Source organism: Streptomyces sp. NPDC060205 (assembly GCF_042728395.1).
Classification (GTDB): Bacteria; Actinomycetota; Actinomycetes; order Streptomycetales; family Streptomycetaceae; genus Streptomyces.
Genome location: NZ_JBHWZP010000225.1, coordinates 1 through 15,457, shown reverse-complemented (window position 1 = coordinate 15,457; position 15,457 = coordinate 1). Strand labels below are relative to the sequence as shown.

At 71.6% G+C, this 15,457-nt stretch carries 15 protein-coding genes; 3 read left to right on the top strand and 12 right to left on the bottom strand.

Annotated features, from left to right (window positions below):
* Positions 1–47: 47 nt before the first annotated feature.
* Positions 48–2,576: an ATP-dependent Clp protease ATP-binding subunit gene (locus tag ACFWGJ_RS30795; RefSeq protein WP_107022352.1), complete on the bottom strand. Its 2,529-nt coding sequence runs from the start codon at positions 2,574–2,576 to the stop codon at positions 48–50.
* A 429-nt stretch (positions 2,577–3,005) separates the two neighbouring features.
* On the opposite strand from ACFWGJ_RS30795, the gene ACFWGJ_RS30790 reads away from it, so the two are divergent.
* Positions 3,006–3,677, top strand: coding sequence for an SCO3374 family protein (locus ACFWGJ_RS30790; RefSeq protein WP_387331241.1), 672 nt, complete (start codon positions 3,006–3,008; stop codon positions 3,675–3,677).
* On the opposite strand, the gene ACFWGJ_RS30785 is transcribed toward ACFWGJ_RS30790, so the two are convergent.
* From ACFWGJ_RS30785 to ACFWGJ_RS30740, 10 genes are all read right to left on the bottom strand, one after another.
* Entirely contained in the window at positions 3,656–3,991 is a 336-nt protein-coding gene (locus ACFWGJ_RS30785) for an Lsr2 family protein (protein WP_030573823.1), read from the bottom strand. The two genes, ACFWGJ_RS30790 and ACFWGJ_RS30785, sit on opposite strands and share 22 nt — an antisense overlap.
* 250 nt (positions 3,992–4,241) lie before the next feature.
* Complete coding sequence (locus ACFWGJ_RS30780) at positions 4,242–4,781, bottom strand: amino-acid N-acetyltransferase (protein WP_107022349.1); 540 nt, start codon at positions 4,779–4,781, stop codon at positions 4,242–4,244.
* A 10-nt stretch (positions 4,782–4,791) separates the two neighbouring features.
* The gene (locus ACFWGJ_RS30775; protein WP_387331238.1) at positions 4,792–5,250 is read right to left on the bottom strand and encodes a BlaI/MecI/CopY family transcriptional regulator; all 459 of its coding nucleotides are present in this window, start codon (positions 5,248–5,250) and stop codon (positions 4,792–4,794) included.
* Between the two features lie 145 nt (positions 5,251–5,395).
* Positions 5,396–5,575, bottom strand: a complete 180-nt coding sequence (locus tag ACFWGJ_RS30770) for a hypothetical protein (protein WP_328495670.1) — start codon at positions 5,573–5,575, stop codon at positions 5,396–5,398.
* Positions 5,576–5,644: 69 nt separating this feature from the next.
* Positions 5,645–6,241, bottom strand: a complete 597-nt coding sequence (locus ACFWGJ_RS30765) for a hypothetical protein (RefSeq protein WP_387331243.1) — start codon at positions 6,239–6,241, stop codon at positions 5,645–5,647.
* Between the two features lie 593 nt (positions 6,242–6,834).
* Positions 6,835–7,632: a type III pantothenate kinase gene (locus ACFWGJ_RS30760; protein ID WP_387331235.1), complete on the bottom strand. Its 798-nt coding sequence runs from the start codon at positions 7,630–7,632 to the stop codon at positions 6,835–6,837.
* Positions 7,633–7,634: 2 nt separating this feature from the next.
* The gene (gene nadC / locus ACFWGJ_RS30755; protein ID WP_387331233.1) at positions 7,635–8,642 is read right to left on the bottom strand and encodes a carboxylating nicotinate-nucleotide diphosphorylase; all 1,008 of its coding nucleotides are present in this window, start codon (positions 8,640–8,642) and stop codon (positions 7,635–7,637) included.
* A gap of 5 nt (positions 8,643–8,647) precedes the next feature.
* Positions 8,648–10,438, bottom strand: coding sequence for an L-aspartate oxidase (locus tag ACFWGJ_RS30750; protein WP_387331231.1), 1,791 nt, complete (start codon positions 10,436–10,438; stop codon positions 8,648–8,650).
* Positions 10,435–11,427 (bottom strand): pantoate--beta-alanine ligase, encoded by a 993-nt coding sequence (gene panC, locus ACFWGJ_RS30745; RefSeq protein ID WP_387331229.1) that lies wholly within the window; start codon positions 11,425–11,427, stop codon positions 10,435–10,437. The genes ACFWGJ_RS30750 and panC overlap by 4 nt, the downstream gene beginning before the upstream one ends.
* A 58-nt stretch (positions 11,428–11,485) precedes the next feature.
* The gene (locus tag ACFWGJ_RS30740) at positions 11,486–12,424 is read right to left on the bottom strand and encodes a Rossmann-like and DUF2520 domain-containing protein (RefSeq protein WP_387331227.1); all 939 of its coding nucleotides are present in this window, start codon (positions 12,422–12,424) and stop codon (positions 11,486–11,488) included.
* A gap of 193 nt (positions 12,425–12,617) precedes the next feature.
* On the opposite strand from ACFWGJ_RS30740, the gene ACFWGJ_RS30735 reads away from it, so the two are divergent.
* Positions 12,618–13,787 carry a threonine aldolase family protein gene (locus ACFWGJ_RS30735; RefSeq protein ID WP_387331225.1) on the top strand — a complete coding sequence of 390 codons (1,170 nt, stop codon included), beginning with the start codon at positions 12,618–12,620 and terminating at the stop codon, positions 13,785–13,787.
* Here ACFWGJ_RS30735 and ACFWGJ_RS30730 read toward each other — a convergent pair.
* On the bottom strand, positions 13,756–14,055 hold the full coding sequence (locus ACFWGJ_RS30730) for a hypothetical protein (RefSeq protein WP_387331223.1): 300 nt from the start codon (positions 14,053–14,055) through the stop codon (positions 13,756–13,758). The genes ACFWGJ_RS30735 and ACFWGJ_RS30730 overlap by 32 nt on opposite strands.
* Before the next feature lie 200 nt (positions 14,056–14,255).
* Between ACFWGJ_RS30730 and ACFWGJ_RS30725 the strand changes: the two genes are divergently transcribed.
* The gene (locus tag ACFWGJ_RS30725) at positions 14,256–15,359 is read left to right on the top strand and encodes a DUF5937 family protein (RefSeq protein WP_387331221.1); all 1,104 of its coding nucleotides are present in this window, start codon (positions 14,256–14,258) and stop codon (positions 15,357–15,359) included.
* The last annotated feature ends 98 nt before the right edge of the window (positions 15,360–15,457 follow it).

The window sequence follows — 15,457 nt, the reverse complement described above, 5'->3', positions numbered from 1 at the left end:
GCTCGAAAGCACCGGCCCCATCGGGCGTTCTCAGACGGACCCGGAGGTCACGCCTCCTTGCTCAGGTTGGGGCCTGCCCCACCGGCCGCCTGCTCGATCGGCGGAACGTCCGGCAGCGCGGACTTCTCCTCGCCGCGGAAGGTGAAGGTCTGGTTCTCACCCTCGCCCTCGGTGTCCACGACCACGATGTGACCGGGGCGCAGCTCACCGAAGAGGATCTTCTCGGAGAGGGTGTCCTCGACCTCGCGCTGGATCGTGCGACGCAGCGGACGCGCGCCCAGCACCGGGTCGTAACCCTTCTTCGACAGCAGCTCCTTGGCGGACTGGGAGAGCTCGATGCCCATGTCCCGGTCCTTGAGGCGCTCGTCGACCTTGCCGATCATCAGGTCGACGATCGTGAGGATGTCGTCCTGCGTGAGCTGCGGGAAGACGACCACGTCGTCGACGCGGTTGAGGAACTCGGGCCGGAAGTGCTGCTTGAGCTCGTCCGAGACCTTGTTCTTCATGCGCTCGTAGTTGGTCTTCTTGTCGCCCGAGGCCGCGAAGCCCAGGTTGAAGCCCTTGGAGATGTCCCGCGTGCCGAGGTTGGTCGTCATGATGATGACCGTGTTCTTGAAGTCCACGACCCGGCCCTGGGAGTCGGTCAGACGACCGTCCTCCAGGATCTGCAGCAGCGAGTTGAAGATGTCCGGGTGGGCCTTCTCGACCTCGTCGAAGAGGACGACGGAGAACGGCTTGCGGCGGACCTTCTCGGTGAGCTGGCCGCCCTCCTCGTACCCCACGTAGCCGGGGGGCGAGCCGAAGAGACGCGAGACCGTGTGCTTCTCGCTGAACTCCGACATGTCGAGGGAGATCAGCGCGTCCTCGTCACCGAAGAGGAACTCCGCGAGTGCCTTGGACAGCTCGGTCTTACCGACACCGGACGGACCGGCGAAGATGAACGAACCGCCGGGGCGCTTGGGGTCCTTCAGACCGGCGCGCGTACGACGGATCGCCTTCGACAGCGCCTTGACGGCGTCGACCTGGCCGATGACCCGCTTGTGGAGCTCGTCCTCCATGCGCAGCAGACGCGAGGACTCCTCCTCGGTCAGCTTGAAGACCGGGATGCCGGTGGCGGTCGCGAGGACCTCGGCGATCAGCTCGCCGTCGACCTCCGCGACGACGTCCATGTCGCCGGCCTTCCACTCCTTCTCGCGCTTGGCCTTGGCGGCCAGGAGCTGCTTCTCCTTGTCGCGCAGCGAAGCGGCCTTCTCGAAGTCCTGCGAGTCGATCGCGGACTCCTTGTCGCGGCGCACGCCGGCGATCTTCTCGTCGAACTCGCGGAGGTCCGGCGGCGCGGTCATCCGGCGGATGCGCATCCGGGAACCGGCCTCGTCGATCAGGTCGATCGCCTTGTCCGGCAGGAAGCGGTCCGAGATGTACCGGTCGGCGAGCGTCGCCGCCTGCACCAGGGCCTCGTCCGTGATGGACACGCGGTGGTGCGCCTCGTAGCGGTCCCGCAGGCCCTTGAGGATCTCGATGGTGTGCGGCAGCGACGGCTCCGCGACCTGGATGGGCTGGAAGCGGCGCTCCAGCGCGGCGTCCTTCTCCAGGTGCTTGCGGTACTCGTCGAGCGTCGTGGCACCGATGGTCTGCAGCTCACCACGGGCCAGCATCGGCTTCAGGATGCTCGCGGCGTCGATGGCGCCCTCGGCGGCACCCGCACCGACCAGCGTGTGCAGCTCGTCGATGAACAGGATGATGTCGCCGCGGGTGCGGATCTCCTTGAGGACCTTCTTCAGGCGCTCCTCGAAGTCACCGCGGTAGCGGGAGCCGGCGACCAGCGCGCCGAGGTCCAGGGTGTAGAGGTGCTTGTCCTTGAGGGTCTCGGGCACCTCGCCCTTGACGATGGCCTGGGCGAGGCCCTCGACGACGGCGGTCTTGCCGACGCCGGGCTCGCCGATGAGCACCGGGTTGTTCTTCGTACGGCGGGACAGCACCTGCATGACCCGCTCGATCTCCTTCTCGCGCCCGATGACCGGGTCGAGCTTGGACTCACGAGCGGCCTGGGTGAGGTTCCGGCCGAACTGGTCGAGGACCAGGGACGTCGAGGGCGTGCCCTCGGCAGGACCGCCACTGGCGCCGGCGGTCTCCTTGCCCTGGTAACCGGAGAGCAGCTGGATGACCTGCTGCCGCACCCGGTTGAGATCGGCACCCAGCTTGACCAGGACCTGGGCGGCGACGCCCTCGCCCTCACGGATCAGGCCGAGCAGGATGTGCTCCGTGCCGATGTAGTTGTGACCCAGCTGAAGGGCCTCGCGGAGCGAGAGCTCCAGGACCTTCTTGGCACGAGGGGTGAAGGGAATGTGACCGGACGGAGCCTGCTGGCCCTGCCCGATGATCTCCTCCACCTGCTGACGGACCGCCTCAAGTGAAATCCCGAGGCTCTCCAGGGCCTTAGCGGCGACACCCTCACCCTCGTGGATCAGGCCCAGGAGGATGTGCTCGGTGCCGATGTAGTTGTGGTTGAGCATCCGGGCTTCTTCCTGAGCCAGGACGACAACCCGCCGCGCGCGGTCGGTGAACCTCTCGAACATCGTTAATCGCTCCTCAGAGCGGTCAGGCAGTAAGGGGACGCTCCCCTCCCTGTCCTTCCGCAGCTTAGTCCCGCAAGCGGGGACCGCTCATTCCAACTGCCGACACCGTCCTTGGCCTCCTGACCCCGAACGCCGACATCTGCTCCAACCCGATGGTGCGAGACGATGTTCCCGCAGGCCAGACAGATACCCCCACCATCAGTACGCCGATGGCGAACGCGAGATGCCCGATCCATGCGTGTCGCCCCTCCCACTAGGGATGTCTTACCCGTCCGCACCGACACTCCATGCCGAGTGCGCCGGTTCCCTCCGCTACGGGCGAACACCCTTGCGTCGCCGACCGCCTCCGGGCGCCCGCTTTCCGGGCACCCTTCGCACATGCCGGACCACCCAGCGTAACCCGGGCGCTCCCGTCGCGGTTGGCCTTGCATGGTCTCCACGGTCCCCTTTCCCCGTCGTCCGCCCGACGCGGTCCGTCCGGACGACACGGTCCGGCACTGGTACGAGAACGAACTGGGGTGGGCGACGGTGCCCGGTACCCCGGTCGGCCTGCTGACGGGGCTGCGCTTCGACGTCCTGGAGGCGCCGGCGGAGGCGGGGTACGCGGCGCTGCGGCATCTGGGGCCCGGTTCTCCGGTGGCCGTGCGGGGGGACCGGATGCGGCTGTTCGTCGCCGCGGGGAGCGCGGAGGAACTGCCGGGACTCCTCGACTGGCTGGAGTGGGGCTCTCTCACGCTGGACATCGGGGCGACAGGCGCGGGCGGGCGCGTGGAGGCGCCGCTGCCGCCGGGCCTGGCCCGCGGCGCGCACGGCGTCCCCGGCGAGGCCGGTGGCGGTACGCGTGCCGGTGCCGCCGCTCGTGGGGCGGCCGAAGGCGGTGGGGCGGATCAGGGCCGGGCCGCCGGCTCGCAGGGGGCCGCCGTGTGGCTGCGGCCCCCTGAGCCGGGCTGCGAGGTGGAGTCGTCGCTGCCGACGCTGTCGGCTCTTGGCGGGGGCGGTGGGGGCGCCCCCGATCTCGTACGACTCGTGGAGACGATGGCGTCGGAGTGCCATCGCATCCGGCTGCGCCGTGGCTGTGCTCAGCCGTTGGCCTTCTCGTAGGCCTCACGAATGGACGCCGGAACGCGGCCACGGTCATTGACCTCGTAACCGTTCTCCTTCGCCCAGGCACGGATCTGCGCGGTGTCCTGGCTGCCACCGGAAGCGGCGCGCGCCTTTCCACGGCCACCCGAAGCACGGCCTCCGGTACGACGGCCGCCCTTGACGTACGGCTCAAGAAGTCCACGGAGCTTGTCCGCATTGGCAGTCGTGAGATCGATCTCGTACGTCTTGCCGTCCAACGCGAACGTCACGGTCTCGTCCGCCTCGCCGCCGTCGAGGTCATCGACAAGAAGGACCTGAACCTTCTGTGCCACCGGATTTCCTTTCATCGATATCTTCAGGGCCGAGGATCCACGGCAGCCGCCGCAGTTTCGTGTCCCCTGTTATATGCACTACTGCAGTACGTCGGAAAGCAAACCGCTTTTGATGGAAAAACACAAACCCCTGGGAGAGACCGACGAGACCCGCGAAGACCGGAAACATGCGCGTTTCGGACATAGAGGCACTGGGCAAGGGTCGGCGGGTCCGGAGCGGAGGTATGTCCGGAGTATTACGCGGAGGCGATCACAGATGCAGAAGCATCCGGCTGTTGCCCAAGGTGTTCGGTTTCACTCGTTCGAGCCCCAGGAACTCGGCCACGCCCTCGTCATAGGAACGCAACAGCTCGGCGTAGACATCGGTGTCAACAGGCGTCTCACCGATCTCGACGAAGCCGTGCTTCGCGAAGAAGTCGACTTCGAAGGTCAGGCAGAATACGCGGCGAACACCGAGCCAGCGCGCGGTCTCCAGCAACTTCCCCAGCAACTGATGCCCCACGCCGGCACCCTTCATCACGGGGTTCACCGCGAGAGTGCGCACTTCCGCGAGGTCTTCCCACATGACGTGGAGAGCGCCGCAGCCCACGACCTCCGAACTCGGACCGCTGCCGCGTTCCGCCACCCAGAACTCCTGGATGTCCTCGTAAAGCGTGACCGTCGCTTTGTCGAGCAGGATGCGCCCGCGGACGTACGAGTCAAGGAGACCGCGAACCGCCGGGACATCGCTGGTCCTGGCCCGGCGGACAGTGAGGGCATTAGTGCTGACTTCGGGCTGCTCTGCTGGCATGAACCGGACGCTATCCCCCGGTCGCGCCCTCTGCGGCGGCGGGGTTCTCCGCGACGGGGTTCTCGGCGGTCCGGTTCTCCGCCGCGGTGTTCTCCGGGGCGGGCGTTTCCGGCCCTTGGACGATACGTACGGCATCGCGCAGTGCTTCGCGCTGTTGCGGGGACATCATGCCGAAGAAGGCGACGAGAGCGGCGGCCGGGTTGTCGCTCTGCGTCCAGGCGTCGTTCATGAGTGCGGCCGAGTAGGCGGCACGGGTGGAGACCGCCTCATATCGATAGGCCCGGCCTTCCGCCTCACGGCGCACCCAGCCCTTCTGATGGAGATTGTCCAAAACGGTCATCACCGTGGTGTAGGCGATGGACCGCTCCTGCTGAAGGTCTTCCAGGACTTCTCGTACGGTCACCGGGCGGTTCCACTTCCACACCCGCGTCATGACCGAGTCTTCGAGTTCTCCCAATGGGCGAGGCACAGCAGAACAATAGGGGGAGATGTCACCGATCACGTGGTGGACGTGGCGTCGGCCGACAAACAGCAACAAAAAGGGCGTACGACTCGAAAAGCATATGAGTCGTACGCCGTGCCGTGAGCGTGGGCGGTGCGGGCGGGAGCCGCGCTCAGGCCTCGGTGTCGCGGGGGGTCTGGCGGGTGTGCTCGGCGCGGGCGAGGACCGCGTCGACGACCGCGTCCTCCTTGGCCTTGTTGGCACCGCCCTGGGTCTTCACGATCGTCACGATCAGACCGATGAAGAACACGGCCATCACTACCGGGGGCACGAGCGCGGAGACGTATTCCATGCCGTCCAGAGTAGCCAGGGCGCCGGGCCGGGCGGGGATCGGGGTCGCGGACCCGCCCGTTGACACCCCCTAGACGGCGGCGAGCTGCCGGGGAGGGGTGTCGGGGCTCGGGGGCGGAGCCGTCGGCTTGCGCCTCGGGGGGAAGACCTCGCCCGGGGTGGGGATGGGGCGGTCCCGGCGCGGCGGTTCCTGGGCGGGCCGCCCGTCGGGCCGCTCGGCGGGCTTTCCGCCGGGGAGGGCCGTCAGCCGCGTACGGGAGCCGGCGCCGGAGCCGGTGCGTGAGGCCGGTACCGAGCGGCGGGCCAGGCGGGTGCGCACGTCCTGCTCCACGAGCGCCTCGCAGCGGTCGAGGAGGGCTGCCGCCACGGGGTTGCCGCGCAGGGCGCGCAGGGCGGCCATGTCGTCGGGGACCGGACGGTGGCCCGCGCCGAGGGCCTCCTCCATGAGCGTCAGATAGCCGGCGGCCGTGCCGGGCAGTGCGGCGCGGTAGCGGGCGAGGTCGGCGAGCAGGAAGGTGCGCAGACGGGCGCCCTCGCGGGTCGCCTCGTCGACGCTCTCCGCCAGGCGGAGGCAGTCCTGGAGGTCCTGGGCCGAGGCGGGGCCGGGGTCAAGGGCGAGAGCGAGCGCACGTCGGAGCACACGCAGCTCCTCCGTACCGAACGCCATGCCGCCGCGGGGTCCGTGAGGCGTGGGCATGATCACGAAGATACGCGCTAATCAGACAAAACCGGTAGATCGACCGTGGTGCGGCGTGGCTCCGCCGGGGGGTTCCCACCGGGCGGTTCCCACCGGGGGGTTCCCACCGGGGGGTTCCGCCCGGCGGGGGGACCGTGGGCGGGCACGTGCGGGTCCGTCGCGGCTGGCCGCGCAGTTCCCCGCGCCCCTTGGGTGGGTGCCGCCTGGGGTGGATGGGTATCTGCGGGCGCGTCGTGGTTGGCCGCGCAGTTCCTCGCGCCCCTGGGGGGCGTGCCGCCTGGGGTGGATGGGTATCTGCGGGTCCGCAGGACGGGCTGCAGACAACGCACGTCCTCCGCCCCCACCCACCCAGGGGCGCGGGGAACTGCGCGGCCAGCCACAGCGAACCCGCACACACCCACACACGACCACCCCCACCCACCCAGGGGCGCGGGGAACTGCGCGACCGGCCACAGCGGACTCGCAGATACCCATCCACCTCAGGTAGCACCCCCAGGGGCGCGGGGAACTGCGCAACCGGCCGCGGCGGACCCGCAGATATCCACGAGCCCCCAGCGGAGCGACTACGTGCGGGAGACGTTCCGTTCGTACACCAGCCGCAGCCCGATCAGCGTCAGCCACGGCTCGTGCTCGTCGATCACCGACGCCTCACCGAGCACCATCGGCGCAAGCCCGCCCGTGGCGATGACGGTCACGTCGTCCGGGTCCTCCGCGAGTTCGCGGGCCATGCGGCGCACGACCCCGTCGACCTGCCCGGCGAACCCGTAGACGATGCCGGACTGCATCGCCTCGACGGTGTTCTTGCCGATGACCGTACGAGGCCGCGCGATCTCGATCTTGCGGAGCTGCGCCCCCCGTACCCCGAGCGCCTCCACGGAGATCTCGATGCCGGGCGCGATGACACCACCGGCGTACTCCCCGCGAGCGGACACCGCGTCGAAGGTCGTCGCCGTACCGAAGTCGACGACGATCGCGGGCCCGCCGTACAGCTCGACCGCCGCGACCGCGTTGATGATGCGGTCGGCGCCGACCTCCTTGGGGTTGTCCATCAGGATCGGGACGCCCGTCTTGATGCCCGGCTCGACGAGGACGGCGGGTACGTCCCCGTAGTAGCGGCGGGTCACCTCGCGCAGCTCGTGCAGGACCGAGGGGACGGTCGAGCAGATCGCGATGCCGTCGATGCCGTCGCCCAGTTCGTCGCCGAGGAGCGGGTGCATGCCCATCAGGCCCTGGAGGAGCACGGCCAGTTCGTCCGCGGTGCGGCGCGCGTCCGTGGAGATGCGCCAGTGCTCGACGATGTCCTCGCCGTCGAAGAGCCCGAGGACGGTGTGCGTGTTGCCGACGTCGATGGTGAGCAGCATGCCTACTCAGCCTCGCTCAGGGGCGTCTCGGAGGCGTCGCGCAGGTCGAGGCCGATGTCCAGGATGGGCGAGGAGTGCGTGAGGGCGCCCACCGCGAGGAAGTCGACGCCCGTGCGCGCGTACGCGGCGGCGGTGTCCAGGGTGAGGCGCCCCGAGGCCTCCAGGAGCGCGCGCCCGCCCACCAGGGCGACGGCCTCCTCGCACTCGGTGGGTGTGAAGTTGTCCAGGAGGACGAGGTCGGCGCCCGCGTCCAGGACTTCGCGCAGCTGGTCCACGGTGTCGACCTCGACCTCGATGGGCAGCTCGGGGAAGGTCTCCCGGACGGCCTTGAAGGCCTGGGCGACACCGCCGGCGGCGACCACGTGGTTGTCCTTGACGAGGGCCGCGTCGGAGAGGGACATGCGGTGGTTGACACCGCCGCCGCTGCGGACCGCGAACTTCTCCAGGGAGCGCAGCCCGGGCGTCGTCTTGCGGGTGTCCCGTACGCGCGCGCCGGTGCCCTCCAGGACGTCCGCCCACGCGCGCGTGGCCGTCGCGATGCCGGACAGGCGGCACAGCAGGTTCAGCGCGCTGCGCTCGGCCGTCAGCAGGTCCCTGGTGCGGGTCGTGACGCTCAGGAGCCGCTGGCCGGCTTCGACGCGGTCGCCGTCGTCGACGTGCCGCTCGACCTCGAACTCGTCGGTGCAGACGACGGAGACGACCGCCTCGGCGATCCGCAGGCCCGCCACGACACCGGCCTCGCGGGCGGTGAAGTCGGCGGTGGAGACGGCCTCCTCGGGGATGGTCGCGACCGTGGTCACGTCCACGCCGTGGTCGAGGTCCTCCTCGATGGCCAGGTGCGCGATGTCCTCGACCTCGACGGGGTCGAGCCCGGCGTCGGCGAGGAGCTGCGCGAGGGCGGGGTCGAGCCCGCACTCGGCGTACTCCGCGTCGTCGGCGCTGTACTCGCCGCAGCCGCAGCCGTCGCCGCAGCCACCGCCGTCGAGGAGGGGAAGGTCCGGGGTGCTCACTTCTGTCACTGCTCCTGGGGGCTGGGCGTGGGGGTCCTCCCGGTGCGCGCGCGGTCGCGGGCCCGGGGAAGTGTCGGGGGGAAGTCTGCGGTGTCGGTGGTGCGTACCGCGAGCGTCCGGTCGGGATTGAGACGTACGACGATGTGGCGCCGCCAGTTGTCGTCGTCCCGTTCGCCCCGGTCCTCGCGCCAGTGGCAGCCGCGGGTCTCCTCGCGGAGGCGGGCGGCGGCGACCAGGACGCGGGCCACGCACAGGAGGTTGGTGGCCTCCCAGGTGTCGACGCCCGGCTCGGCGGTCTTGCCGTTCTCGTCGAGGGCGTCGCGGGCGTCGGTGTGCAGTTGCTGGAGGCGGTCGGCGGCGCTCTCCAGGGAGTCGGCCGAGCGCAGGACGCCGGCGCCGTCCGTCATGATCCGCTGGATGGCGAACCGCGCCTCGGCGGCGAGCAGCGGGTGGCCGGGCTTCTGCGGCCGGTCGGCGCCGGGCGCGGGCACGCGCGCGTGGGGGCTGTTCCCGTCCTGCCGGCCCTCCCCGGGAGGGTTGTCGTCGTGGCCGTCGGCGATGTCCGCCGCGATGCGCTCGGCGTAGACGAGGCCCTCCAGGAGGGAGTTGGAGGCGAGCCGGTTGGCGCCGTGGACGCCGGTGCAGGCGACCTCGCCGCACGCGTACAGGCCGGGCACGGTCGTGCGGCCCCGGGAGTCGGTGCGCACGCCGCCGGAGGCGTAGTGGGCGGCCGGGGCGACCGGGATCGGCTCGGTGACCGGGTCGATGCCGTGGGTGCGGCAGGCGGCCAGGATCGTGGGGAAGCGGTGCTCCCACATGTGCGCCCCGAAGTGCCGGGCGTCCAGGTACATGTGCTCGGCGCCCTGCTCCTGCATGCGCCGGGTGATGCCCTTGGCGACGATGTCGCGCGGCGCCAGTTCGGCCAGTTCGTGCTGCCCCAGCATGAAGCGCTCACCCTGCGCGTCGACGAGGTGGGCGCCCTCGCCGCGGACCGCTTCGGAGACGAGCGGCTGCTGGCCCTCCGCGTCCGCGCCCAGGAACAGCACGGTGGGGTGGAACTGCACGAATTCCAGGTCGGAGACCTCGGCGCCCGCCCGCAGGGCCAGCGCCACGCCGTCGCCGGTGGACACCGACGGGTTGGTGGTCGCCGAGAAGACCTGGCCCATGCCGCCGGTGGCGAGGACCACCGCGGGCGCGTGGACGGCTCCCACGCCGTCGTGCTGGCCCTCCCCCATGACGTGCAGGGTCACGCCCGCGGTCCGTCCGTCGGCGTCCGTGAGGAGGTCCAGGACGAGCGCGTTCTCGACCGTGCGCAGCCCGCGCGCGCGGACCGCCTCGACGAGGGCCCGGGAGATCTCGGCGCCGGTCGCGTCGCCGCCCGCGTGGGCGATACGGCGGCGGTGGTGGCCGCCCTCGCGGGTCAGCTGCAGATCGCCCTCCTCGGACTCGTCGAAGTGGGCACCGGTCTCGATCAGACGGCGTACGGCGTCGGGGCCCTCGGTGACGAGGATGCGCACGGCGTCCTCGTCGCACAGGCCGGCGCCCGCGACCAGCGTGTCGTCGAGGTGCTGCTCGGGGGTGTCGCCCTCTCCCAGGGCCGCGGCTATGCCGCCCTGGGCCCAGCGGGTGGAGCCGTCGTCGAGGCGGGCCTTGGTGACGACGACCGTGCGCAGACCGGCGGCGTCGCAGCGCAGCGCGGTGGTGAGTCCGGCGACTCCGGAGCCGACGACCACGACGTCGGCGGTGACGGACCAGCCGGGCGCGGGCGCGTGCAGTCGTATGCCTGTGCTGGTCACGAGGCGGCTCCGAAGGTCAGAGGAATGTTGTCGATCAGCCGGGTCGTCCCGACCCGGGCGGCGACGGCGAGGACCGCCTCTCCGGTGTGGCCGTCCGGGATCTCGGTGAAGTCCGACGGATCGACCAGCGCCAGGTAGTCCAGGGTGAGCGGTGGGCTGAGCCGGGCCGCGTCGTCGAGGACCAGCCGGGCGGCGGCGCGGACCGCGGCGGGGCCTCCCGGGGCGGCCTTGGCGACGGCGTGCGTGTCGGCGGCGGCGCGGGACTCGCCGATGGCGCTGAGGGCCTCGGCACGCGCGTGCGTGGCGGGCACCTCACGGGCCCGGGCGCACAGGGCCTCCTGGGCGGCGTGCCGGTCGCTGCCCGCGAACAGGGCCTGGGAGAGGGCGAGCGCGGTGCGGCGCTCACCGGCCGACAGATAGCGGTTGCGGCTGGACAGGGCGAGACCGTCCGCCTCGCGGACCGTGGGGACGCCGACGATCTCCATGCCGAAGTTCAGGTCGCGCACCATGCGGCGGATCAGGGCGAGCTGCTGGGCGTCCTTCTGCCCGAACAGCGCCACGTCGGGCGCGGTGAGGTGCAGCATCTTGGCGACGACGGTGAGCATCCCGTCGAAGTGCCCGGGCCGTGTCGAGCCCTCAAGGCGCTCCCCCATCGGTCCCGCGCTGATCCGGACCTGGGGTTCGCCGCCCGGGTAGACCTCGTCCACGGAGGGGGCGAACACGGCGTCCGCGCCCGCCTGCTCGGCGATCTTGATGTCGGCGTCCAGGGTGCGCGGGTAGCGGTCGAGGTCCTCGCCCGCGCCGAACTGGAGGGGGTTGACGAAGACGGTGACGACGACCTCGCCGTCGGCTCCCGCGAGCTCCCTGGCGGTGCGGATCAGGGTGGCGTGGCCCTCGTGCAGGGCGCCCATCGTCATGACGACGGCGCGGCGGCCCGTGCGCGGGCGCGCGCGGAGCTCGGCGGCGGTGTTCAGCAGGACGGTGGTCATCGGGCTGCTCCGTTCCCGGCGCGCGGGGTCCCGGCGCCCGAGAGTGAACCTGCGCGCGTCATCGGACGTCTCCTTCGGGGACGTCCGGTCCGTCGGGGCCGTCGGCGAGTACGCCCAGGAGGTCCTCGGCGAGCTCCGGCTTGAGCAGGCCGTGGGCGAGGGCCCGGTCGGCCGTCGCGCGGGCCATCGCGAGGTAGCCGGCGACGGTCTGCGGGGCGTGCGCGCGCAGTTCGGTGATGTGCGCGGCGACCGTGCCCGCGTCGCCGCGTGCCACCGGTCCGGTGAGGGCCGCGTCGCCCGATCTGAGGGCGTTGTCCAGTGCGGCGCCGAGCAGCGGGCCCAGCATCCGGTCCGGGGCGTCGACGCCGGCCGTGCGCAGCAGGTCCATGGACTCGGCGACCAGGGTCACCAGGTGGTTGGCGCCCAGGGCGAGGGCCGCGTGGTACAGCGGCCGGGACTCCTCGGCGATCCATTCGGGCTCGCCGCCCATCTCGATGACCAGGGCCTCGGCGGCCAGCCGCAGCTCGTCGGGGGCGGTGATCCCGAAGGAGCATCCGGCGAGCCGCTGCACGTCCACGGGGGTGCCGCTGAACGTCATCGCGGGGTGCAGGGCCAGCGGCAGTGCCCCGGCGCGCAGGGCGGGGTCGAGGATCCTCGCCCCGTACCGCCCCGAGGTGTGCACGAGGAGCTGGCCCGGCCGCACGGAGCCGGTGTCGACGAGCCCTTCGACCAGGCCCGGCAGGGCGTCGTCGGGGACCGTCAGCAGGACCAGGTCGGCCCGCTCCAGGACCTGCTCGGGTGTCACCAGCGGCACGTCGGGCAGCAGGTGCGCGGCGCGGCGCCGGGAGGCGTCGGAGACCCCGGACACGGCCACCGGGCGGTGCCCGGCCAGCTGGAGCGACGCGGCCAGCGCGGGGCCCACACGCCCGGCGCCGACGACGCCGACGGTGAGGCGCGCGGGGCGGTCCTTGGGGTCTGCCTGGGGGAATGTACTCACTCGACGGCGGCCTTCCGTTCCAGTCCGCTCGGGGTACCGGACGCTTTCTCGTCATGTTAACGCGATCGGTCCGAGGCCGTTTTTCCGTCCACAGGTTCTTGTCCACAGCCTGTGGGAAATCCACAGGCCGCGGTACGGGGACCGCCGTGGAATTCAGGTGCTCCCCGGCACGGCGTCCTGCATCATCCGGAGCATGAGCGATGCGGCGCAGGGGTCGGAAGTGGTGGAGCAGTCGCCGAAGCAGCGGCGGGAGCGGCGCAGGGTCGCCTGGCGAGGGGCCCGCCGGGCGCTGTGGCGGCCCGGTTTCCGTGCCACGGTCGGTGAGCTGCTGACCGGGCTGACGGACGCCGCGCCGGACGTGTACGACCTGGACCTGCCGGTGGACATGTACGGCAACGGGATCGTGGAGACCCTGGAGGAGCGGGTCGCCGCCCTGCTCGGCAAGGAGGCCGCCGCCTTCTTCCCGTCGGGGACCATGGCCCAGCAGGTGGCGCTGCGCTGCTGGGCGGGCCGTACGGGCAACGCGACGGTGGCGATGCATCCGCTGTCGCACCCGGAGGTCCACGAGAGGCATTCCTTCAGCACCGTCAGCGGTCTGCGGACCGTCCATCCCACGAGCGAGCCGCGGATGCCCTGTGCCGACGAGGTGCGCGACCTGGACGAGCCCTTCGGGGCGCTGTTCCTCGAACTGCCGCTCCGGGAGGCCGGTTTCCTGCTGCCCTCCTGGGAGGAGCTGGTCGCCGTCACGGACGCGGCACGCGAACGCGACGCCGTGGTGCACTTCGACGGGGCCCGCCTGTGGGAGTGCGGCACGCATTTCGGCCGCTCCCTGGCCGAGATCGCGGACCTCGCGGACAGTGTCTACGTGTCCTTCTACAAGTCGCTGGGCGGCTTCGGCGGCGCCGCGCTCGCGGGCCCGAGGACGCTGGTCGACGAGGCGAAGGCCTGGCGCCACCGGTACGGCGGCCAGATCCTCCAGCAGTTCCCCACCGCCCTGTCCGCGCTGATCGGCCTGGAGCGGGAACTGCCCCGGCTGCCGGAGTACGTGGCCCACGCGCGCGTGGTCGCCGGGGCGCTGCGGGAGGGGTTCGCCGCGGCGGGGCTCCCCTGGGCGCGGGTCCACCCGGAGGAGCCGCACACGCACCAGTTCCAGGTGTGGCTGCCGTACGAGGCCGACGGCCTGACCGACGCGGGGACGCTGCAGGCGGAGGAGACGGGCGTGTCGCTCTTCCCGCAGGTCTGGGACCCGCGCGGGCCCGGCATCGCGTACACCGAGGTCACGGTGGGCGCGCCGGGCCTGGAGTGGACGGCGGACGACGTACGGGCCGCCGTCAGGGAGTTCGTGGCGCGCATTCCCCGCTGATCACCGGTCCGGCCGGCCTGCTCGGCTCGGCCGGCCTGCTGGGGCGGGCCTTCCGGCTCGGGCGGGCGAACAGGCGCGCCCAGGCCGTCCCCATCCGTGCCCGTGTCCGACCCCGGGCAGGGCGGCCCGCCAGGACCGCGCGGAACTGCCGGTGGTCGGGCAGTTCGCGCATGACCTGCCAGTCGTGGGCGCCGGGGGCGGGCGGGGTCGGGTCGCCGTGCTGCCGGGCGCGATAGGTGTCCAGTAGGTACTGCTGGGTGATGCTCATGACGGATCGCCTTCTCGGGACGGGTACGGACGTTCGCCGGAACCGGTGCCGACATCGGTTCCGGTTCCGGGCGTTCTCCGTGGGCCCCGCGGTGCCCCGGTGGACCCAGCGTGCGCCGGACCCCCCGTCGGCGTCCCGTCGATTGACGGCGCTCGTCAATCGGGGGCCGCGTTGTCGGTGGCGGGGTGCACCATGAGGTCATGAGCGTGACCATCGACATCTCCGGGCTGCGCAGGGAGCGGGTGGCCGTCGTGCCCTCGCCCCTGGCCGAGTTGTGCATGGCACTGCACGCGCTGGCCGAGCCGGGCCACCACCCCGGCCTCCAGGGCTGGGCGACGGGTGTGACCGCCCGTCTCGACCCGCATCTGGCCGACCGGATGTGCGAGGCCGACTTCCTGTGGCGCACGACGTTCTCGGACCTGTTCCTGCCGTACGCGGGCGCGGGCGGCAGCACGCTTCCCGGCGCCACGCTCGCCGAGGAGCTGGACCTGCTCGACAAGCTGGCGGACGAGCAGTTCGTGGACGCGGCCCTGGAGTTCACCTGCGCGCTGCCGTACGACGTGCAGGGCGCCGGTGCCCTGGCCGACCCCGTCTCCCGCCGGCGGGCCCTTGAGCTGGCCGCCGCGCGCGGGCCGGGGCCGGCGGAGTTCACCGAGCGGCTGCTGGCCGACCCGCCGCGGATCCGGGCCTGGCTGCGGCAGTTCCTGGAGGACTGTGACGAGGCCTTCTTCGCCGACACCTGGTCGCGGCTGCGCCACCAGCTCGCGGCGGACGCCCGCCGCAAGACGGACCTGCTCGGCCGGCGGGGCCTGGGCGAGGCCCTGGCGTCCGTGTCGGCCGCGGTGACGCTCGACGAGGGCGCGGGCCGGATCGTCGTCGACAAGCTGGGCCACGGCCACACGTCGATCCGGGCCGGCAGTCTCCTGCTGGTGCCGACGAGCCTCGGCTGGCCGCACCTCATGGTGCTGCACCGGTACGGGTGGCAGCCGGTGATCCACTACCCGGTCGGCTCGCCGGAGCTGACGGTCCCGACCTCCGTCGAGCAGCTGACGCTGCGGATGACGGCCCTGTCCCATCCGATGCGGATGCGGCTGTGCCGGAGCCTGGCCCGCAGCACGTTCACCACGAGCGAGCTGGCGCAGACGCACGGGATGACGGCTCCGGAGATATCCCGGCATCTGAGCGTGCTGAAGAAGGCGGGGCTGCTGACCACTCGCCGGCGCGGGCGGTACGTGCTGCACCAGTTGGACGTCACGATGGTGGACCGCCTGGGCAGCGACTTCCTGGAGGGCATCCTCCGCTGACCGCTCCGCGGGGGGTGCCGGTTGTGTTCGGCTGCGGCCCCGGTGGGGGTCACCCGCGCAGTTCCCCGCGCCCCTAGGCACCCAGGGGCGCGGGGAAC